This window comes from Segatella bryantii (assembly GCF_022024215.1).
In the GTDB taxonomy this organism is placed as follows: domain Bacteria; phylum Bacteroidota; class Bacteroidia; order Bacteroidales; family Bacteroidaceae; genus Prevotella; species Prevotella bryantii.
In genome coordinates, this window is record NZ_CP091798.1 from 1903123 (window position 1) to 1926221 (window position 23099).

Sequence of the window (23099 nt, forward strand, 5' to 3'; positions counted from 1 at the left end):
TTAAAAATTATTTTGCTTTAAATTTCTCCGCTTGCTGACGAATTAGCTCTTCATCATTGAAATAATCAATCTGCATAGCTTTCTTCACCTCATCCATAGTCTGAGCTGCTACTTCACGAGCTGCAATGCTACCCTTCTTCAAAATATTATAGATTTCAGGTATATCCTGCTCATATTCACGGCGACGAGCACGAATTGGATCGAGCATCTTATTGATAACATTATTCAGTAATTTCTTACATTTCATATCACCAATACCACCTGCTGTATAAGCTGCTTTTAACTCATCAAGATTTTGGAACTCTGGCCAGAACTCGGCAAAATCTTCGTCTGTAGAAAAAGCATCAAGGTATGTAAACACTGCATTACCCTCTACATGACCAGGATCGGAAACATTAACATGGGTAGGATCTGTATACATACTCTTTACTTTACTCCATACAGTATCCTTATCATCACTAAGATAGATACAATTACCCAAACTCTTACTCATTTTCTCCTTACCATCTGTACCAGGCAATCTACGCGCTGTTGCGTTCTCTGGAAGGAGAATATTAGGCTCTACTAATACATCTGCATAAGTTTGATTGAAACGACGTACCAGTTCACGTGTTACCTCCAACATTGGCTCTTGATCCTCACCAGCAGGAACTGTTGTTGCTTTGAACGCGGCAATATCAGCTGCCTGACTAACAGGATAACAAAAGAATCCTAATGGAATATTAGCTTCAAAATTACGCATCTTGATTTCTGTCTTAACAGTTGGATTTCTCTGTACACGAGATACTGTTATCAAGTTCATCAAGTATGTTGTTAATTCAGCCAACTCTGGTATCTGACTCTGAATGTAAAGGGTACATTTAGCAGGATCTAAACCCGCAGAAAGGTAATCAAGAGCTACTTCGATAATGTTCTGACGAATTTTCTCTGGATTATCAGCATTATCTGTTAAAGCCTGCACATCGGCCATGAAGACAAACATCTTATCATAATCACCCTCATTCTGCAACTGTACACGACGGCGAAGTGACCCTACATAATGTCCTAAGTGTAATTTGCCTGTAGGACGATCACCTGTCAATATAATTTTTCCCATTTGTATATTTTGAATCTATCTTTTTTACTTATGTGCAAAATTACGACAATTTAAGCGGATTACAAAAGAAATAGAACTTTTTTTAAAATTATCTCAGGCTTATCTTTTTTCTCTGTATTTTTACTACCTTTGCAATCTAATAAACAATAGGTATTATGAGATTTTTTAGCATTTGTATTTTAGTATTATGTTCTGAAGTAGCTATAGCTCAATCGCACAAAGAAAAGACTATATCAGTTTCTCTTCCACAAATCAATGTTTACGAAAATAAGAATACGCTCAACATTTTGAAATGGGGTACTGATTCTGTCGATGCAGATATTTCTCAGACTGTAATTATTCATGAACAAAAGACTTTCGAAGATGTACCTGCAGGTAATTATAGTGGTATAACTCACATAAAAGGGGATGAATATGCTGTAGTATCAGATAAAACGGATTCTGAAGGATATTACATCTTTAAGATTAAATTTGGCAAAGATGGTGATATCCTCGATATTAAGAATAAAGGTTGGCAAGATTTAGGTGGAATCAATATGGACGAAGAGGCCATAGCATATAATCCTCATAACAATCATTTATATATTGGTAATGAAGAGGGGTCGACCATTCAGGAAATAACGTTGAATAACAAAACTGTTTTGACTAAACCTATAGCTGATTATCAAAAACGTGGTGAGCATAATCGTATTATCGAAAGTCTATGCTATGACCCATTTAGACAACATCTCTTTACCATCAATGAGGCTTCATTGAAAGGCGACCCGTTTACTTCTCTTAGACTTAAAGAATTAAATGATAGCTTACAAGAAGTTGCCGAATATGAGTATCTTATGGATGAACCTTTAAAAAAAGATTCTCGACCTGTCAACGAACATGCTTATGGCGTATCTGAATTACTTTCTTTAGGTGATGGTACATTGCTTGTGCTAGAAAGGGAATTCTATGTAACTAAACTCAAACTTGGTAGTTGGGTTAATAATAAGATTTATCGTATAAAACCAGGATTTCATGGCAAACAGTTTATTACTTCCTGGAAAACAAGTCTTAGTTTAGGCAACTTCAATCTTGCTAACTACGAAGGAATGTGCGAAGGCCCAAAAACAAAAGATGGAAGACATGTTATCATTTTATGTGCAGATAGCCAAAATCAATATAAAGGAGTTTTGAAAGATTATTTTAGAACCATAGTCTTCTAAAACATAAAAAAAATCCGTTGCAAGATTACAACGGATTTTTTTATATTTACAAATTAGAATTCTGCATTCTTTGGTGTACGTGGGAAAGGTATTACATCACGGATATTCTGCATACCTGTCACAAATAGAATAAGACGTTCGAAACCAAGTCCGAATCCAGCATGAGGACATGAACCATATTTACGAGTATCAAGATACCATTCGTAAAGTTGCTCACCCATACCACGACGATCAATCTCCTCCATCAACTTATCCAAACTTTCCTCACGAACAGAACCACCAATAATCTCACCAATACGTGGGAAGAGAACATCAGTACCCTGCATGGTCTTACCGTCAGGATTCTTTTTCATATAGAAAGCTTTAATCTCTGTAGGATAATCTGTCATAATAACAGGCTTCTTGAAATGCTCTTCAACGAGGAAACGCTCATGCTCTGAAGCAAGATCCATTCCCCAGCCTGTGATTGGGAATTCGAACTTATGACCATCTTCTGCTGCTTTCTTGAGGATCTCAATACCCTCAGTGTAAGGCAAACGGACAAAATCTTCCTTAATGACATTCTCAAGAGTATTAAGAAGATTCTTATCAATCATCTTATTCAAGAACTCAAGATCATCCTTACAATTGTCAAGTGCCCATCGAACACAATACTTGATGAAATCTTCTTCAAGATCCATCAATTCATCCTTATCCATAAAGGCAACTTCTGGCTCTATCATCCAAAACTCTGCTAAGTGACGAGGAGTATTGCTATTCTCTGCACGGAATGTTGGACCGAAGGTGTAGATTGCACCAAGAGCAGTTGCACCAAGTTCACCTTCCAACTGACCAGATACAGTAAGGTTAGTTTTCTTACCAAAGAAGTCCTTACTATATTCTACCTTACCCTCCTTAGCTACGCGGTCGAGATCAAGTGTTGTTACCTGGAACATTTCACCTGCACCCTCTGCATCTGAAGCTGTGATTAGAGGAGTATGGAAATAGTAAAAACCATGTTCATGAAAATACTTATGCACAGCTATTGCCATGTTATGGCGAATACGCATCACTGCACCAAATGTGTTGGTACGTAAACGCATATGTGCATACTGACGCATATACTCAAAGCTCTGACCCTTTTTCTGCATTGGATAGTCATTAGGACAGAGACCATAAATCTTAATTTCCTTATACTGAACCTCTGAAGTCTGACCGGCACCCTGACTTTCAACGAGGGTTCCTACGACTCCAATACAAGCTCCTGTAGTAATACTTTTAAGCTTATCAGCTTCGATGGTAGAAGGGTCTACAACGATCTGAATATTCTTTATGGTAGAGCCGTCATTCAACGCAATGAAATCAACGGCTTTACTACTACGATGGGAACGAACCCATCCTTTTACTAAAATTTCATTTCCAAAATCGGTGCTTTGCAGAGCATCGACGACTTTTGTTCTTTTCATATCTCGTTTGTGTTTTTACTCGAATGCACCCATACGAAGCATGTCTACTTCCTTCTCAGAAAGGAAGCGCCAATCGCCACGACGAAGATTCTTCTTGGTCAATCCAGCAAACTGAACACGATCAAGTTTTGTTACACGATAGCCTAAAGCTTCAAAGATACGACGAACGATACGATTCTTACCGCTGTGAATCTCGATGCCAACCTGCTTCTTATCATGCTCATCTGCATATTCAATAGCATCTGCATGGATTTCACCATCTTCAAGCGTAATACCATCAGCTATCTGCTGTAAATCATGAGCTGCTACTGGCTTGTCCAAGTATACATGATAAACTTTCTTCTTCAAGAATTTTGGATGAGTCAATTTACTTGCCAAATCACCATCATTTGTAAGAAGAAGAACACCTGTTGTATTACGGTCAAGACGACCTACAGGATAAATACGTTCAGGACATGCATCCTTTACAAGATCCATAACTGTTTTACGCTGCTGTGGATCATCACTTGTTGTAACATAGTCCTTTGGTTTGTTAAGAAGAACATAAACTTTCTTCTCCAAAGAAACATTCTGATCATGGAATTTAACCTCATCAGTACGCATAACTTTTGTACCCAATTCGGTTACAACTTCACCATTTACAGTAATCACACCAGCCTGGATAAATTCATCAGCCTCACGACGAGAACATACACCAGCATTGGCAAGATACTTGTTCAAACGAATTGGCTCGTTTGGATCGAAATTTTCCTCCTTATATTCAATACGCTTTTTCAAGCTATACTTTGCATTTGGATCAAATCCTGGAGTATGCTGACGAAATCCGCCTTGATTGCCATAGCCACCACGGTTATTTCCGAAACCACCACGATTGTTGTTATAACCACCGCCGCGATTGTTGTTATAGCCTCCGCCACGGTTGTTGTTATAGCCACCACCACGGTTGTTATATCCTCCACGATTATTGTATCCTCCACGGTCATTATTGTAACCGACACGACTTTGGTAGCCACCCTCTTCCTCATTATTGTAACGAGGACGATAGCTATTGCCACCACGATTGTTGTAACCACCGCCACGGTTGTTATTATAGCCACCACCGCGATTATTACTATAGCCTCCACGGTTATTACCATAGCCTCCACGGCTCTGGTATCCACCACGCTGAGATGTACCTTCTCCTGCGCCCTGAAGATTTGCTCCAAAGCCTTCCGGACGGAAACCACCATCACTCGCGCTATTTACATTATTGCTACTGTATCCATTATTATCAGTGCTATAGGCACGCTGACTATGAATACGAGGACGCATAGGACGACCTGTGCTCCTATAAGAGCCTGCTTGCTTGTAACCCTCACGGCTAGACTCGTTCTGCTCTGCAGACTGATCCTGTGTTTTGTCTAAATCTAAATCCATTTTCTTTCTTTTTAGGCCTCACGGCGTGTTCTAAAAAATTGATTAAATAACTTTTATATAATAATTATAAATTACATTCCTGTGTAGTTATGTGGAGTAATAGCCATTAACTCTGCCTTAACAGCATCACTTACCTGAAGTTCCTGAATAAACTTATGAATAGTTTCTTCTGTCATTGTTGCATTGGTACGGGTAAGCGCTTTTAACGCTTCATAAGGATGAGGATAAGCCTCTCTACGAAGTATTGTCTGAATAGCTTCTGCTACGACTGCCCATGTATTATCTAGGTCTTCTTCTAATTTTTCTTTGTTCAAAATTAATTTACGAAGTCCTTTCAATGTACTTTGAATAGCAATAACACTATGTCCAATAGGCACACCTACATTACGAAGTACTGTAGAATCTGTTAAGTCGCGCTGTAAACGACTTACTGGTAATTTCTGCGCTAAGAACTGAAGAATAGCATTAGCAATACCCATGTTTCCTTCACTATTCTCATAATCAATTGGATTCACCTTATGTGGCATCGCACTTGATCCTACTTCTCCCGCTTTAATTTTCTGCTTGAAATATTCCATAGAAATATACATCCAAAAATCACGATCCAAGTCGATAATGATAGTATTAATTCTACGAATGGCATCAAATATTGCTCCTAAAGCATCATAATTGCTAATTTGAGTAGTCCACTGCTCACGCTCCAATCCTAATTTCTCACTTACAAACTTATTACCAAAGGCTTTCCAGTCATATGAAGGATAGGCTACGTGATGCGCATTGAAATTACCTGTTGCACCACCAAACTTGGCTGTAAAAGGACAAGCCTTTAAAGATTTTAACTGTTGTGTAAGACGATATACAAAGACTTCGATTTCTTTGCCTAAGCGGGTTGGTGAAGCTGGCTGACCATGTGTTTTAGCCAACATTGGTACGTCTTTCCATTCCTCTGCGTAAGAAGCCAAAAGATCGATCAACTCTTGTACTTGTGGATAGAATACATCTTCCAAGGCCTCCTTTATTGAGAGAGGAACACTTGTATTATTAATATCCTGTGAAGTAAGACCGAAATGGATAAACTCTTTATACTGATCAAGATTACCAATTTTATCAAATTCTTCTTTGATAAAATACTCAACAGCTTTTACATCATGATTTGTTGTCTTCTCTATATCTTTTACTCGCTGAGCATCTTTCTCATCGAAAGATTTATATATAGCACGGAGCTTATCAAAAAGAGAATGATCAAAACTTGCCAATTGAGGTAATGGCAATTCACATAAAGTTATAAAATACTCAATTTCTACACGCACACGATAACGTATGAGTGCATACTCGGAAAAATAATTTGCTAGTGTTTCTGTTTTACCCCTATAACGTCCATCTATTGGAGAAACTGCGGTTAATGCATCTAATGTCATGACTTACTCGTATTAAATTCGTAGGCAAAAATAATAATTATTATTGGAAAACCACACTTTTATAAGATAAAATATCATAAAAGCGCGAACTTTATAGGACTTTAAATTAATGTTTTCAATCTTGACTTCTATTCAAAACAAAAAAAAGGTCCTGAAAATATCAAGACCTTTTGTGGGCGTTGACGGATTCGAACCGCCGACCCTCTGCTTGTAAGGCAGATGCTCTAAACCAACTGAGCTAAACGCCCGTACTTCTTAAAAGCGAGTGCAAAGGTAAGACAAAAATATTAAACCACCAAATCTTCTCGGTATTTTTTTACATATTTTAAGATTAAACAATATGTCAACAATCTAAATATGTATTAGTATCCAATAAAAGACAAAAATTGATAAAGTAAGTCTTCTCTAGACTTCTCACACTTGAGTTGACGAACCATTGTGCCTAATAACGAGATAAACCATATAATGGAAGCATTTTACTCCATAGACTAAACGTGTTATAGACCTTACCTTTATAAATATAATCAGCAACAGAATAGTATTATCGTGATAACAAAGTTTTAGCAGACACCAATAATATTATTTTTTCAAAAATACAAACAAAAAAAAATCCCTGCAGTCCCGAAAGACTACAGGGAACACCCCTAGTGGGCGTTGACGGATTCGAACCGCCGACCCTCTGCTTGTAAGGCAGATGCTCTAAACCAACTGAGCTAAACGCCCGTACTTCTTAAAAGCGAGTGCAAAGGTAAGGCAAAAAAATTAAACCACCAAATTTTTTACTGAATATTTTTGATTTTTCTTAAAATTGGTCATAAAGTCCACTGTAATCGCTTCCAAGAAGAACCTTTCACCCGAAAAGATGATCTATTTCCTGTTGTGTTAGTATACAGAGGATACTCTTACCATCCGGAGCATAATTTGGATTTGAACAAGCAAAAAGACCATTCACGATTGCTTCCATTTCTTCATTAGACAAAATTTGACCTTGAGGAATTGCAGCATTTCTGGCTAAACTTAATGATAAAGACTGTCGCATTTCTTCTTTCATCGATTTACCCATATCGATTGCCGAATGTACAATATCTTCTACCAACGTTATAGGATTTATTCCATCAAGTCCCATAGGTATTGCGTTAACAGCATAGCTTCCACCCCCTAAATCTGTGAGTTCAAAGCCCATATCTACCATATCAGAAAAGATGTCTTGTAATACTACTTGTTGAGATGGTGTAAAGCGTACTGTTTCAGGAAATAAAACTTTCTGTGACTGAAATGTGTGCTCAATCAACTGTTTTTGATACTGTTCATACAAAATACGTACATGCGCACGATGCTGGTCTATTATCATCAAACCTGACTTTACTGCTGTCATGATGTACTTTGCCTTGTATTGATAATGTAAAGGGGATTTATCTTCTACTAAATGCTCCTTACTTTCCACAACAGTATTTTGTCTACTCTCAAAAATATCTCCTTCTTGTGAAACGGTTTTGGATTTTAATCCTTCATACAGTTTCCCCCACTCTTCTGGTACACGAGCCTGCTTTGATTCAAAAATTTCTCCTTGAGTTGTAGCTGAATAATTTGAATCTATTTTTGACGCAAACGTTTGTCCTATCTGTTGTTCTCCATCCTGACTCACCAAATCTTCGCTAGAAGATTCAAATGGATTATAAGACGGATTATAGTTTACCCTTGGAGCTGACAATTGATTGCCACTCTCTCCAAAAACAGGTATTTCTGGCTTTCCTTCAGTATCAAAATCTATAGTAGGAACATTGTTAAAAAGTCCAACTGCCTCCTTTACGGCCGCTGACAAAATCTGCCATATAGCCTGTTCATTTTCAAATTTTATTTCAGTCTTGGTCGGATGGATATTAACATCTATATTATGTGGATCTACATCAAAATATATAAAATAAGGAACCTGTTCTCCTAATGGTACTAACCGATCAAAAGCGCTCATAACTGCCTTATTAAAATAAGGATGTTTCATATAGCGACCATTAACAAAAAAATATTGGTGTGCACCCTTTTTACGAGCAGATTCAGGTTTACCAACGAATCCTGATATTTTACCTAAGCTTGTCTCTACATTCACAGGGAGCAAATCCTGGTTTAAACGCTTTCCGAATATATCTAAAATACGATGTCTAATACTTCCAGGTTGTAAATTGAACATTTCTGTCCCATTGCTATATAAACTGAAATGTATATTAGGATTAACTAATACTATACGCTCAAAAGCCGTAAGTATATTGTTCAGTTCGGTAGTATTCGACTTTAGAAATTTTCTTCTAGCTGGTACATTAAAAAATAAGTTTTCTATTTTAAAATTACTACCTATAGGGCAAGAGCAAGGCTCCTGTCCTATAAACTTTGATCCAGAAATAGAAAGTTGAGTACCTATATCTTCAGAAGCCTGACGCGTTTTAAGCTCTATCTGCGCAACAGCAGCTATGGAAGCTAATGCCTCTCCACGAAATCCCATAGTATGAAGTGCAAAAAGGTCATCAGCCTTTTTGATCTTTGAAGTTGCATGTCGCTCAAATGAAAGACGTGCATCTGTATCAGACATACCCTTTCCATCATCTATTACTTGAATAGATGTACGACCAGCATCAACTACAAGAACCTGAATCGATTTGGCTCCAGCGTCGACAGAATTCTCCACCAACTCCTTGATTACAGAAGCAGGTCTTTGAATAACCTCACCCGCCGCTATCTGATTAGCAACAGAATCGGGTAATAACTGTATGATATCGCTCATTATATTTTTACTTCTTCACCTTTTTTCTCGTCTTTTTTACCTATACGTTGTAATGGTGCAGTATGACGACTTACATTCTTTAATTTTTGATCTTCACGTTTACCTCGCCACTCAAAAATATCATTTTTATCTTTTGGACGAATATTATCAAACCATGCAAATGATGGCAACTTATATTTAACTGGAGGTATTTGACTCATTGGATAAAGTGTTCCTGTGGCTTTCGGCATCCATATTCTTACAAGCTGCTGATGTTCATCCATAAACATCTTCGCTGTATCGGTTTCTGTATAGTTCAAGCCAATCATAGAACTATCTTTATCATTTATTGGATAATATACAATTTGCACATTTCCGAAGGAAACACCTTTCTGAGCTTTACCATTAACAAAAAAAGCCTCCATCTCTCGTGAAGCTACCTGATTATAATGTATGCTATCCCCTAATGATTCTACGGACAACGCTTGTCCGATGACATGCGCATAGCGTAACGTGGAATCATTCATAAACAATTGTATTTTTTCTCCAAGCAACTGTCTTCCTGCATTCCATACAATCGGATCCTTATACATAGTCATACATGAATCCTGAGAATTAAAGACCATAGAATCGCATACCGCCTGAACATCCTGACGGAAGGCGCGAACTTTTGGAAAACAATGAACCTTTCGATAAACAGAATCTGTATTTATATTAAATGTATAGATTTTCATCGTATCAGAATGCATCCACAATGTATCTTTTTGAGAGTAATCTATAGCAACCGGTCTACGTGTAGCAAATCCATATCCTGTTTTTTCATTATAACGCAAATAACCGCAATGAAGAGAGTTCTTATTGCGTTTATCCACATAGATAACGTTACCAAAGCCTTCACTGTCTTTATCTTTAACATAGAACAAGCTATCACCTGTAATAGATTTATCCTTATCTACCATAGTAGAACGCCCATATAATCTGGCACGATCAGTTTTGGTATTATAATAACCATTACTTGTATTTACCACACTACCTTTAGACGTAATTTTCGAAGGGCCAACAACATGAGCAACAGAATTACGTGTATCATAAAACATCGTATCTGTTGTAATGTAATCCCGACCATTTTTTAGGTGGACATTATAATAGAATTCAGCCTCTCTCGTATCTACATAATAGCGTCCCCAATCTGCAACAAGTTTGTTTTTTCCATCAGATAAAGTTCCACCTTCTGAGAAATTGACATAATTATAAAGACGATCGTAATCAAGGCTATCCGTATTTAAGATTTGCTTACGATGATGTAATACTACATTATGACGTGCACGCATAAACTGAACTTGTCCATCATAATCGGCATAATCACATTTCAAAGACAACGTATCTCCTTGTCTGAAATGCACATGCCCAAAAGCCTTTACAGAATTTGTTGCCTGATAAAAATAGGCGCTATCACAGGTAAGATGAGAATTCTGATGCCGAAATGACACGTGTCCTGTCAAGATTTGAGCATCAGGATTTACACTATACTGATCAAATCTTAAATTATCCGCATGGATCAGATAAATACGATTATCACCTACTATCTTACGCTTTTTACGTGCTCCAAATGCCGATGACACACAGAGCCCAAACAGGCATAAAATCAGTAACATACTGATTCCATGCCCGCTAATATTTTGCTTTTTCAAATGATTATTTATCATTTAACCCAACCTTCATATTCAAATTTACAATCCTTGTAGCGATCATTCATCTTAACATATGTCTTTTTTATTTTATTGACCACCCAGTCATGAATTGCATTTTCTTTCTCTTTCTTTGTAACTAGATTCTGCATAACCTGAAAATCTTCAGTTATTGTTGCTCTATGACCATCAATTCTAGATTTCAATTTAACTATACAAGCCTGCTTCTTACCTTTAGCATTAACCATAGTAAATGCTGATGAAATCTGTCCAACTTTCAATGTATCTACAACTCTAGCAATCTCAGAAGGCAAATCCTTCATTTGAAAACGTGATGTACGTCCTGTTTCTGAACTATTGGCCATCAAGCCAAAATTGCTTTTAGTATCTTTATCGTCTGATAGATATGAAGCTGCAGACTCAAATGAGAACTTATTCGCACGAATATCATCTGCGATAGAATCAAGACGAAGCGACGCTGACTGAAGTGCTTCTTCTGATACGGTAGGCTTGAGCAAAATATGACGACAATTAATCTTGTCACCACGTTTGTCTATCAATTGAATAATATGAAAACCAAACTCTGTTTCAACTATCTTAGAAATTTTCTTCGGATCTGTTAAATTAAATGCTACATTCGCAAAAGCTGGATCAAGCATACCTCTACCAATATAGCCTAATTCACCTCCCTGACGAGCAGATCCCGGATCTTCTGAATATAATCGAGCTAGTGTTGAGAACGAAGTTTCTCCATCGTTTACACGCTTTGTAAAGTCACGTAACTGTTCTTTGATACGCTCGGTTTCATCCTTAGATATTTTTGGTTGCCTCGTTATAACCTGAACTTCAACCTCTGTCGGAACAAAAGGAATACTATCCTCTGGCAAATTTTTAAAATACGCCCTGACCTGAGCTGGAGTCACCTTTATATCCTTAACAAGTTCTTCACGCTCCTTTCTAATCAACTGCTGATTTTTGAAATCATCATGCATTTGCTGACGGATTTGAGTAATCGTCATTTTACGATACTCTTCCAATTTTTCGCGAGAACCAATCAATTGTATCCAATAATTAATCTGATCATCTATACCTTGTGATACTTCTGACTCAGTAACCTCAATACTATCAATTGCTGCCTGATGAAGAAACAATTTCTGAATCGCAAGTTGTTCAGGAATAGAACAATCAGGATCACCCTGAAACTTTACACCCTCAGCTTCGCCCTGCATTCGCATCATTTCAACATCTGATTTTAATATAGGCTCATCACCTACTACCCAAATCACTTCATCAATGATACTATTTTCCTTTATTTCAGGACTATTTTTCGCAGAATCAGCATTAAAGTTCTTATGCTCCAACGAATCATTCACGGTTTGAGCAACTCGAAAATACGGTCTTCCTGCATTTACTGTAATTACAGCCATCAAAAGCAGTCCACTGAACCCACAAAATAATTTGTTTACAGTCTTCATACTATAATAAATTAGTGTTTATTGACAGTAGCCAATATATCTTGATACACTTCTACTGGATATTTCTTCCGCAAAGCCTCTATCCATACCTTTTCTAACTCATCTTGGTAATCTGAAATGACCTTAGATTTTACATCTTCATATGTCTCTGGTCCTTTTTTCAACTTCTTACCAAATATTGCATCTATAGGATAGTCTTTTATTTGCTTAATCTGTGCAGTGTCTACATGAAACACCATTTTATCAACTACGGCATTATCACCTTTCTTGAATATTCCTTTTTCTACACGGATACGTATAGTGGAATCATTATTGAATGTCTTGCGTAAAATAGAAGCCCACTCTTGAAATGGTTTTCCCTTGACACTTTTTTTCACTGCACTTACATCTGCAGCATCTTTTACATGATAGGCAATACCTTTAAATCGAGGTTCATCCCAAGCATAGGATTTTTTATGCCTTTTGAAATAATTTTCTAAGCCTACCTCATCTTTTGCAGCCTTTTCCCAAATTTTACGATTACTAATTTCATAAAGAAGAAGACCATCATGGTATTCTTGAATAAGATATTTCAAATTAGAGTCCTTTTCAGACATATCAGAAGCTCTTTCATCAAGGACAGTTTCTCTCGTAGCTCCTTCTGGTAAAGTCTTGACTATTGAATCGAGATTACGATCTATAATTTGCTCTCGTATACCTCGCTGCTCTATAAATCGATAGATGTTATTCTTGAGAGAATCATATGAAAAGAATTTTCCCTTATCTGTCATCAAGATAATATGATATCCTGCTGGTGAAGAAAAAGGTTTGCTCATTTCACCTTTCTTCATTGAATAAGCAACATCTTCAAATTCCTTGTATGTTTGACCTTTTACGATCCAAGGTAGCAAACCGCCTTGCACAGCAGACCCTTTGTCATCAGAATATTTTTTTGCTAACTCTTGGAAATTAGCTCCCTTTTTAAGAGCATTATAAATGGAATCGATTCGATTTTTCACAATTTCCGCTGCTTTAGCTGGTGCATTTTGCTTTAACAGCAATAAAATGTGAGACGGACGAATCATACCGCCATTATTATCTATACGTTGTCTTTCACTTTCGTATATCTTATGCGCTTCAGCCTCAACTTCAGCTTCTGTAATAAAAGACGGACGCACTTGTTGATCACGGTAACTTTCAAATTCCTTTTGAAAAGAAGTTAACGTATCCAGATGCGCATCTTCAGCTGCCTTCACCTTTAGTTTGTAATTGATAAAAAGATCTACATAATCTACGATACTTTTTTTATCAATAACACTGGCTGAATTATTTTTGTTATAAGAATACTCAAACTCAGACCTGCTCACAGGTCTACCTGCTATTTTCATTATAACAGGGTCAGTTTGACCAAAAACCATGCCCCCGTTGAGGAGCATGGCTGTTAACAACGCATATATTTTCATTAGTATTTTTTAAATTACATTTCCTTATTCAGGGCGGCTGTAGTTTGGTGCCTCGCTTGTTATTGAAATATCATGTGGATGACTTTCCAAAACACCAGCATTGGTAATGCGAGTAAACTGTGCATTGTGCAAGTTAGCAATATCGCCAGCACCACAATAACCCATACCTGAACGAAGTCCACCTACTAACTGATAAATAACTTCCTGAACGGTTCCTTTGTAAGGCACACGACCGGCAATACCCTCTGGAACTAGCTTCTTGGCATCACTGATATCATTCTGGAAATAGCGGTCACGAGAACCATTCTTTTGTTCCATAGCTTCCAAAGAACCCATACCACGATAGCTCTTGAATTTACGACCATTGAAAATAATGGTTTCACCTGGACTTTCTTCTGTACCTGCTACCAAAGAACCTATCATAACACTACTACCACCAGCAGCAAGCGCCTTAACAACATCACCTGAGTAACGAAGGCCACCATCAGCTATCAAAGGTACATCTGTATCTTTCAACGCAGAATACACATCATAAATAGCACTCAACTGTGGAACACCAACACCTGCTACAACACGAGTTGTACAGATTGAACCAGGACCAATACCTACCTTCACAGCATCAGCACCATTATCTACCAAATATTTCGCAGCTGCACCTGTAGCAACATTACCAACAATAACATCTACATTAGGGAAAGTAGCCTTAACTTGCTTAAGCTTTTCTACGACACCCTTAGAATGGCCATGAGCAGTATCGATTACGATTGCATCAACACCAGCTTCTACCAAGGCCTTAGCACGATCAAGAGTATCTGCTGTTACACCTACACCAGCTGCTACACGCAAACGACCCTTCTCGTCCTTGCAAGCCATTGGCTTATTTTTAGCCTTAGTGATATCTTTATAAGTAATCAAACCTACCAAATGGTTTTCTGCATCAACAACAGGAAGTTTTTCGATTTTATTCTCCTGAAGAATCTGAGCTGCTGCCAGCAAGTCTGTCTGCTGATGCGTTGTAACCAAATTTTCTTTCGTCATGACGTCATCAATCTTACGATCCATACGACGTTCAAAGCGGAGGTCACGATTCGTAACAATTCCTACTAAATGATTATCCTCATCTACAACTGGGATTCCACCGATATGGTACTCGGCCATCATATCCAAAGCATCTTTAACGGTACGTCCACGCTGAATTGTAACAGGATCGTAAATCATACCATTTTCTGCACGTTTCACAATTGCGACCTGTCGAGCCTGTTCCTCGATTGTCATATTTTTGTGTATTACACCAATACCTCCTTCACGCGCAATAGCAATAGCCATAGATGCTTCTGTTACCGTATCCATAGCTGCTGTCACGAACGGAATATTCAAATCAATGTGACGTGTAAACTTGGTTTTTAACTGTACCTCTTTAGGCAAAACCTCTGAATAAGCAGGGATCAAAAGGACGTCATCGTAAGTAAGTCCGTCCATTACAATTTTATCTGCAACAAATGATGACATATATAACTTAGAAATTTATTGCGTGCAAATATAGTAATAATTTTCCATATATAAAGGGCTATTTTATGATTTTCGTTTTGAATTAATGCTATTTAACGTCCATATAGAGAAGCCCTGTTTGCGTTTTAGCAAACAGGGCTTCTTTATATAACGTTATCACTGCAACTTTAATTCGCATTTTCCGACAGAAATTTAATTCTTACCAACCGAATTTCGTCTTCACTGTAATCATCTCCTAATTCATCTAAGGCTTCATTGAGATCATCCGTTTCACTTTCCATGAAATAATCATAAATGTCATCTACTTTATCATCATCGACAACATCCTCAATAAAATAATCTATGTTAAGTTTAGTGCCACTATATACAATGGCTTCTATTTCATCTAGCAGATCACTAAAATCGAGTCCTTTGGCATCTGCCAGATCATCCAATGCCATTTTACGGTCTATAGACTGGATGATACTAACTTTCAGCATCGATTTTTTCGCTACTGTTCGAACACGAAGTTCTTCAGGTGGAACGATTTGTTTTTCTTCGCAATATTCCTTTATGACTTTCAAAAACTCTTTTCCGTATCGCTTTGCTTTTCCTATACCAACACCTTGTACGTTCGTCAGCTCTTCCTGAGTAACAGGATACATAGTTGCCATCTGTTCCAAAGAAACATCTTGGAAGATCACATATGGTGGCAATTGGTGTTTATGAGCTGTTTTCTTTCGTAAATCCTTCAAAATAGAGAACAACTCTGGATCAAGAGCACTTGTTCCACCCGCCTCATTTGAATCATCTACATAATCATCTGTAAACTCATTATCCATAACGATCATGAAAGGCTCTTGACTCTTGATATACCGTTTACCGGAAGCAGTTAATTTTAACAAGCCATAATTCTCAACATCCTTACGGAGATAACCTGCCAAAAGCGCCTGACGAATTACTGGATTCCACAATTTATTATCCATATCTGCACCTGCACCAAACTCATCTAGCTGATCATGCTTATGCGATACAATATCGTCAGTTCCTCTACCCTTAACAAAGTCAACAATATATTCTTGACGGAAATTTTCTTTTACAGCAGCTACAGCTTTTAAAATAATCAACAAAGCATCCTTGCCATCTATTTTTGTCTTTGGATGCTTACAATTATCACAATTGCCACAATTATCCTGCTCGTATTCCTCACCAAAATAATGAAGGAGCATTTTTCGACGACATACTGAAGATTCTGCATAAGCTGCAGTTTCTTGAAGTAATTGTCTACCGATATCCTGTTCAGCGACAGGCTTACCCTCCATGAATTTTTCTAGTTTCTTCAGATCTTTTTTCGCATAGAAGGCTATACATTTACCTTCTCCACCATCACGACCTGCTCTACCTGTTTCCTGATAGTACCCTTCCAGACTCTTAGGTATATCATAATGGATAACAAAACGCACGTCAGGCTTGTCTATACCCATACCAAAGGCTATAGTCGCAACGATGACATCGATATTTTCCATAAGGAAATCATCTTGGGTCTTCGAACGCGTTGAAGAATCTAATCCTGCATGATAAGCAGCTGCTTTAATATCATTAGCCTTTAAAATTTCTGCAAGCTCTTCAACTTTTTTTCTGGCTAAACAATAAATAATACCACTTTTACCAGGATGCTGTTTAATAAACATAATAATCTGCTTATCTACATCCTTAGTTTTAGGACGTACTTCATAGTACAAGTTAGGACGATTAAACGAGCTTTTAAACTCATGAGCATCTGCTATCCCCAAGCTTCGCTTGATATCCGTACGAACCTTATCCGTTGCAGTGGCGGTCAAAGCTATAACAGGCGCATTACCTATCTGACTGATTATCGGGCGAATTCTTCTATATTCAGGACGGAAATCATGTCCCCATTCCGATATACAATGAGCCTCATCTACAGCATAGAAAGAAATCTTTACCGTTTTAAGGAATTCTACATTATCCTCCTTCGTTAAAGATTCTGGAGCTACATACAACAATTTAGTCTTACCAGCACGAATATCCGATTTCACCTGTTCTACAGCCGACTTATTTAATGAAGAGTTCAAATAATGAGCCACGCCATCACCTTCACTCATACCATTAATAACATCAACCTGATTTTTCATCAAAGCTATTAATGGAGAAATAACTATTGCCGTACCAGGCATAATTAAAGAAGGTAGCTGATAGCACAAACTCTTACCGCCTCCTGTCGGCATCAATACAAACGTATCGTTGCCATCAAGAACATTACGGATAATAGCCTCCTGATCGCCTTTAAATTTATCAAAGCCAAAGTAGCGCTTTAGTGCATCTATAAGATTAACTTCTTTCGTCATAATTATAAAGTAGCTCCTTTATTCACTTTTAAACTGAGTTGTTTTTCATTGTTGAATCAATTGGACCCGAAGGTCCAACTGATAGTTATGCTCCTTGTTGTAATTCCAAGTGAGACTTTTCAAGTTGCTCTTTAGCGTAATCAAGAGTAACTGCAAATGCTTTCAATCGCTTAGACGGAATTTCAAACATGGCATCAATCATAATAGACTCAACGATAGAACGGAGTCCTCGTGCACCAAGCTTGTATTCTACAGCCTTATCAACGATATAATCAAAAACGTCTTCATCGAATGTCAACTTGATACCATCCATTTCAAACAACTTTTCATATTGCTTAATGATTGAATTTTTAGGTTCAACCAAGATTCTGCGCAAAGCTTCACGATCCAAAGGATTAAGGTATGTCAGAACTGGAAGACGTCCGATAATTTCAGGAATCAATCCAAAATGCTTCAAGTCTTGAGGGAGTACATATTTCATCAAGTCACTCTTATCAATCTTTCGTACATTTTGAACGGAATTGTAACCCACGACATGCGTATTCATACGCTGTGCTATTTTTTGTTCGATACCATCAAATGCGCCACCACAAACAAAGAGGATATTACGCGTATCTACATGGATATACTCTTGATCTGGATGTTTACGACCTCCCTGAGGTGGCACGTTAACCATAGTACCTTCCAAGAGTTTTAACAATCCCTGCTGAACACCTTCACCACTTACATCACGAGTAATCGATGGATTGTCACTCTTACGTGCAATCTTATCAATTTCATCAATAAAGACGATACCTCTTTCTGCTGCGGCTACATCATAATTAGAAACCTGAAGTAAACGGCTAAGGATACTTTCTACATCCTCTCCTACATATCCTGCTTCTGTAAATACAGTAGCATCTACAATTGTGAAAGGAACATCGAGCAACTTAGCTATTGTACGGGCCAGTAATGTTTTACCAGTACCAGTACTACCAACCATAATGATATTACTCTTCTCGATTTCTACTCCATCATCAGCAACAGGCTGTTGTAAACGCTTATAATGATTATAAACAGCCACGGCCAAGGTTCGCTTTGCCTCATCCTGCCCAATAACATACTGATCAAGATATTTCTTAATTTCTTTAGGCTTTGGTACCTTTTTCAATTTAAGAGGATTATCTGAAGCATGCTGTTCTTTTTTGGGAGACAAGCCACTTGTTTGAACGATATCATAAGCCTGCTCTGCACAATTTTCACAGATATATCCGTTCAAACCGGTTATCAATAATTTTACTTCATTTTCACTTCTTCCACAGAAGCTACAAACTTTTTTTGGCATTTTTATTATTACTTCTTGCGCGTGAGAACTGTATCAATCATACCATATTCCTTAGCCTCCTCTGCATTCATCCAATAGTTACGGTCACTATCTTGCCATACTTTTTCATAAGGAGTATGAGAGTGGTTAGAAATAATCGTATATAGTTCCTTCTTAAATTTCTGAATTTCTTTTGCTTCGATTTCTATATCTGAAGCCTGGCCCTGCACACCACCTAAAGGCTGATGAATCATAACACGGCTATGAGTCAAAGCTGAACGTTTTCCTTCTTGGCCAGATACCAACAAAACTGCAGCCATTGAAGCAGCCATACCTGTACAAATCGTTGCTACATCACTAGATATAAACTGCATGGTATCATAAATACCAAGACCAGCAGTAACACTACCACCAGGACTATTGATATAAATAGAGATATCCTTACCACTATCTACCGAATCTAGATAAAGCAACTGTGCCTGCAGAGTATTGGCTGTATAATCATCGATTTCAGTACCTAAGAAGATAATTCTATCCATCATCAGACGAGAGAACACATCCATCTGAGTAACATTCAGCTGACGTTCTTCCAAAATGTATGGATTTAAATATTGAGCCTGAGCTCTCACTACATCATCGAGAACCATACCGTTCATTCCCAAATGCTTAGTAGCATAATTTCTAAAATCTTTGTTCATATGTTTAATTATCCTTTCGTAATAAACAAGAAAAAGAGGCTATCGACCTTCTTATATCTTTTTCGTAGAAACAAAGATAATAAAAAAAATCGATAACCTCTTTATATAAAAGAAGTTTTTTCTAAAAAACTTGATTATTATTCACTCATCATCTTGTTGAAGTCTTCAACAGAAACTTCCTTCTGATTCAACTTAACAACAGTTTTAAGAACAGCTGAGAGCTTACGATCAATTGAACGATCAACGAGTGCATCAGCACTGTTCTTCTGCTTCAAGATTTCGTTAGCGTAGTTCTCCAAATACTCCTCTGGAATATTAGTCATACCATACTGAGCGAATTGAGCACGAGCTGCTTCCATTGCAGTTTCCTTAATATCAGCATCATCAATCTTGATGTTCTGAGCTGCAACCAACTGCTCCTTAATCAAATGCCATTTCAACTCCTTAATACTGTTCTCGTAGTTATCCTCTACGAACTTCTCACCCTTATCCTGGTTAGAATTCAACATAATTCTCTTCAATAGAGCATCTGGGAATTCAAGTTTACCAACCTTCTTTTCACAATGAGCGCGAACATCCTGGATGAACTTGAAGTCCTGATCTGCCTGCAACTGCTCCTTCAAGCCTTCAGCAATCTTCTCACGGAATGCCTTTTCATCTTTAACCTCACCCTCGCCAAAAGTCTGATCGAAAAGTTCCTGGTCTACTGCATGCTTCTTGAAACGAGAGATTTCGGTTACCTGGAAGCTGAAATCTGCATTTGCTTCCTTTGCAGCCTCACGATCAATCTTCAACAATGAAGCGATCTCTGCATCGTTTTCAGGATAAGCCTTCTTTGGGTTGAATGTAATAATATCACCTACCTTAGCACCATTGAAAAGGTTCTTCTGCTCCTCTACTTTGATATAGCTTGGCATTACAGAAGCTGCTTCTACTGTGATACCTTCTTCCTTTGTATTGCCATTCTCATCCAACTCACGGAGATCACCCTTCAAAATGTCATTATCCTCGTAAGACTCAGCCTTTTCATAGCTACCCATACGTGAAGTAAACATCTCAACCTGCTGATCGATCAATTTATCATCAACTGTGATTGTATAATAATCAACCTTATCGCGACCTGTAAGAGAAACCTTAAATTCTGGAGCCACTGCGATATCAAATACAAAAGTGAATGTACTTTCGTTTTCAAGATCCTGACGTTCCTGCTTCTCTGAAGGAAGAGGTTCACCCAACATCTGAATCTTATTATCCTGTACATACTTATAGATTTGCTCACCAACAAACTTGTTGATCTCATCCATTTTAACAGATGCACCAAACTGACGTTTAACCAAGCTCATTGGTACCTGACCAGGACGGAAACCAGGAATGTTAGCTTTTTTGCGATAGCTCTTTAATGTCTTCTCGACGTTTTCCTTGTAATCAGCCTCTTCTACTGTAAGAGTCAAAAGACCATTTACTTTGTCAGGATTCTCGAATGAAATTTTCATCTTGATAAATTTTATTTATTTAATATTATTTTTATTCTCAGAAACGACTTGCAAAATTACTCATAATTAACGTAAATACCTAATATAATGGAGAAAAATTGGATTTTTTAACCATAAAAGTATATCTTCTTTACGTTATCCTTCAGCTTCTTCGGCTAGTTCATCTTCCTCATTCGGCTTAAACTTACGATATACAAAGTTATCACTAAGATAATTTTTACGTACAATCGGATTTTCTGCTAGTTCTTCAGGTGTTCCGTGAAAAAGGATTCTACCTTCAAAAAGAAGATATGCTCTATCCGTTATAGATAGCGTTTCCTGCACATTATGGTCAGTTATCAAAATACCGATATTACGATATTTCAAGCGCCACACTATATGTTGAATATCCTCCACAGCAATCGGGTCCACACCTGCAAAAGGTTCATCAAGCATGATAAATTTTGGATCTATAGCCAAACAACGAGCTATTTCCGTACGACGACGTTCACCTCCAGACAATTGGTCTCCCTTATTTTTCCTAACTTTATTAAGGCGAAACTCTTGAAGCAAACTCTCTAATTTATCCAACTGCTGAGCATGCGACAATTTTGTCATTTCCAATACAGACATGATATTGTCTTCAACGCTCATTTTACGGAACACACTAGCTTCCTGTGGCAAATAACCTATACCAGCTCTTGCACGCTTATAAACCGGATAGTCAGTTATCTCCTGATTGTTAAGATAGACATGGCCATCATTAGGAACCACAAGTCCTGTTGTCATATAGAAAGAAGTCGTCTTGCCTGCTCCATTAGGGCCAAGCAAGCCTACAATTTCACCTTGCTTCACCTCAATAGATACGCCATTAGCTACAGTACGTTTTCCATAAGTCTTAACCAGGCCCTCTGTGCGAAGCACCATCTGTTCTTGATTGTCCATATTTAGAATAATTTAGGTGCAAAAATACTAAAAATCAGTCTAATATCACTGATAAATTCTAAAACTATTTGGAATATTGCAGTTTTTTTGTGGAATTTGGTTACTTTTGCAATTACAATTAACAGCAAAAAAGTATGTTCATCACAAAGTTATTACATAAATACCTTACCGTATTAGGTACCTATATCCAATTAATGGGTAAAGTATTTTCTCGCCCCGAACGTTTACGAATGTATAGCAAACAATATATCAAGGAAATGACTCAACTTGGAGTTGATTCCATTGGTATCGTTTTACTAATTTCGTTTTTTATTGGTGCTGTTATCTGCATCCAGATGAAACTGAATATTCAGAGTCCATGGATGCCACGATGGGTAGCCGGCTATACCACACGAGAAATCATGCTATTGGAATTTAGTTCTTCTATCATGTGCCTGATTCTTTCTGGCAAAGTAGGTTCTAATATTGCCTCTGAATTGGGAACTATGCGAGTAACTCAGCAAATTGACGCATTAGACATTATGGGAGTCAATTCTGCAAGTTATCTTATTCTACCGAAAATTGCAGCATTGGTTACCATTATGCCTTTTTTGGTTATTTTCAGTTCTGCCATGGGTATCGTTGGTGCATATGGTACTGCATATATCGGACAAATTCTTTCCCCAGAAGATTTAACGTTAGGTATCCAGCACTCTTTTAATCAATGGTTCATTTGGATGAGCATTATCAAGAGTCTGTTCTTTGCATTCATCATTTCCAGCGTCTCTTCTTATTTCGGATATACTGTAGAAGGAGGATCTGTCGAGGTTGGTAAAGCGAGTACTACTGCTGTGGTTAATTCCAGCGTATTGATCCTATTTTCTGATGTATTTTTAACCCAAATGCTCTCTTAA

The 23099-nt window shown here is 37.6% G+C and carries 16 protein-coding genes and 2 tRNA genes; 2 read left to right on the forward strand and 16 right to left on the reverse strand.

Annotated elements, in window-relative coordinates; translation table 11 throughout:
* Positions 1-7 precede the first annotated feature (7 nt).
* A complete protein-coding gene (gene trpS / locus L6471_RS12020) occupies positions 8-1096 on the reverse strand; it encodes a tryptophan--tRNA ligase (protein WP_006283427.1) in 1089 nt (362 codons plus the stop codon).
* Between the two features lie 155 nt (positions 1097-1251).
* Here trpS and L6471_RS12025 point away from each other — a divergent pair, with 155 nt between their 5' ends.
* The gene (locus tag L6471_RS12025) at positions 1252-2295 is read left to right on the forward strand and encodes an esterase-like activity of phytase family protein (RefSeq protein ID WP_083350946.1); all 1044 of its coding nucleotides are present in this window, start codon (positions 1252-1254) and stop codon (positions 2293-2295) included.
* Positions 2296-2348: 53 nt separating this feature from the next.
* Here L6471_RS12025 and asnS read toward each other — a convergent pair whose 3' ends face one another.
* The 15 genes from asnS to lptB form a co-directional block, all read right to left on the reverse strand.
* Positions 2349-3740: an asparagine--tRNA ligase gene (asnS, locus tag L6471_RS12030; protein ID WP_237797410.1), complete on the reverse strand. Its 1392-nt coding sequence runs from the start codon at positions 3738-3740 to the stop codon at positions 2349-2351.
* A gap of 15 nt (positions 3741-3755) precedes the next feature.
* Positions 3756-5156 carry a pseudouridine synthase gene (locus L6471_RS12035; protein WP_027453614.1) on the reverse strand — a complete coding sequence of 467 codons (1401 nt, stop codon included), beginning with the start codon at positions 5154-5156 and terminating at the stop codon, positions 3756-3758.
* A 71-nt stretch (positions 5157-5227) separates the two neighbouring features.
* Positions 5228-6574 (reverse strand): adenylosuccinate lyase, encoded by a 1347-nt coding sequence (purB, locus tag L6471_RS12040; protein ID WP_006283547.1) that lies wholly within the window; start codon positions 6572-6574, stop codon positions 5228-5230.
* Between the two features lie 173 nt (positions 6575-6747).
* Positions 6748-6822 (reverse strand) — tRNA-Val (locus L6471_RS12045).
* 400 nt (positions 6823-7222) lie between these two features.
* A tRNA-Val gene (locus tag L6471_RS12050) sits at positions 7223-7297 on the reverse strand.
* A gap of 127 nt (positions 7298-7424) precedes the next feature.
* Positions 7425-9347, reverse strand: a complete 1923-nt coding sequence (gene mutL / locus L6471_RS12055; RefSeq protein WP_074550268.1) for a DNA mismatch repair endonuclease MutL — start codon at positions 9345-9347, stop codon at positions 7425-7427.
* Positions 9347-10981, reverse strand: a complete 1635-nt coding sequence (locus tag L6471_RS12060; protein WP_237797411.1) for an OstA-like protein — start codon at positions 10979-10981, stop codon at positions 9347-9349. The genes mutL and L6471_RS12060 overlap by 1 nt, the downstream gene beginning before the upstream one ends.
* 47 nt (positions 10982-11028) lie before the next feature.
* A complete protein-coding gene (locus L6471_RS12065; protein ID WP_006283550.1) occupies positions 11029-12489 on the reverse strand; it encodes a peptidylprolyl isomerase in 1461 nt (486 codons plus the stop codon).
* Between the two features lie 11 nt (positions 12490-12500).
* Positions 12501-13931 carry a peptidylprolyl isomerase gene (locus L6471_RS12070; protein WP_006283551.1) on the reverse strand — a complete coding sequence of 477 codons (1431 nt, stop codon included), beginning with the start codon at positions 13929-13931 and terminating at the stop codon, positions 12501-12503.
* Positions 13932-13955: 24 nt separating this feature from the next.
* Positions 13956-15440: an IMP dehydrogenase gene (gene guaB, locus L6471_RS12075; protein ID WP_027453618.1), complete on the reverse strand. Its 1485-nt coding sequence runs from the start codon at positions 15438-15440 to the stop codon at positions 13956-13958.
* A 167-nt stretch (positions 15441-15607) separates the two neighbouring features.
* The gene (recQ, locus tag L6471_RS12080; RefSeq protein WP_027453619.1) at positions 15608-17788 is read right to left on the reverse strand and encodes a DNA helicase RecQ; all 2181 of its coding nucleotides are present in this window, start codon (positions 17786-17788) and stop codon (positions 15608-15610) included.
* Between the two features lie 85 nt (positions 17789-17873).
* Positions 17874-19112, reverse strand: a complete 1239-nt coding sequence (gene clpX, locus L6471_RS12085) for an ATP-dependent Clp protease ATP-binding subunit ClpX (RefSeq protein ID WP_027453620.1) — start codon at positions 19110-19112, stop codon at positions 17874-17876.
* 8 nt (positions 19113-19120) lie between these two features.
* The gene (gene clpP, locus L6471_RS12090; protein ID WP_006283554.1) at positions 19121-19789 is read right to left on the reverse strand and encodes an ATP-dependent Clp endopeptidase proteolytic subunit ClpP; all 669 of its coding nucleotides are present in this window, start codon (positions 19787-19789) and stop codon (positions 19121-19123) included.
* Positions 19790-19926: 137 nt separating this feature from the next.
* On the reverse strand, positions 19927-21282 hold the full coding sequence (tig, locus tag L6471_RS12095) for a trigger factor (protein WP_006283555.1): 1356 nt from the start codon (positions 21280-21282) through the stop codon (positions 19927-19929).
* A 135-nt stretch (positions 21283-21417) separates the two neighbouring features.
* Complete coding sequence (lptB, locus tag L6471_RS12100; protein ID WP_006283556.1) at positions 21418-22206, reverse strand: LPS export ABC transporter ATP-binding protein; 789 nt, start codon at positions 22204-22206, stop codon at positions 21418-21420.
* Positions 22207-22340: 134 nt separating this feature from the next.
* On the opposite strand from lptB, the gene L6471_RS12105 reads away from it, so the two are divergent.
* Positions 22341-23099: an MlaE family ABC transporter permease gene (locus tag L6471_RS12105; protein ID WP_006283557.1), complete on the forward strand. Its 759-nt coding sequence runs from the start codon at positions 22341-22343 to the stop codon at positions 23097-23099.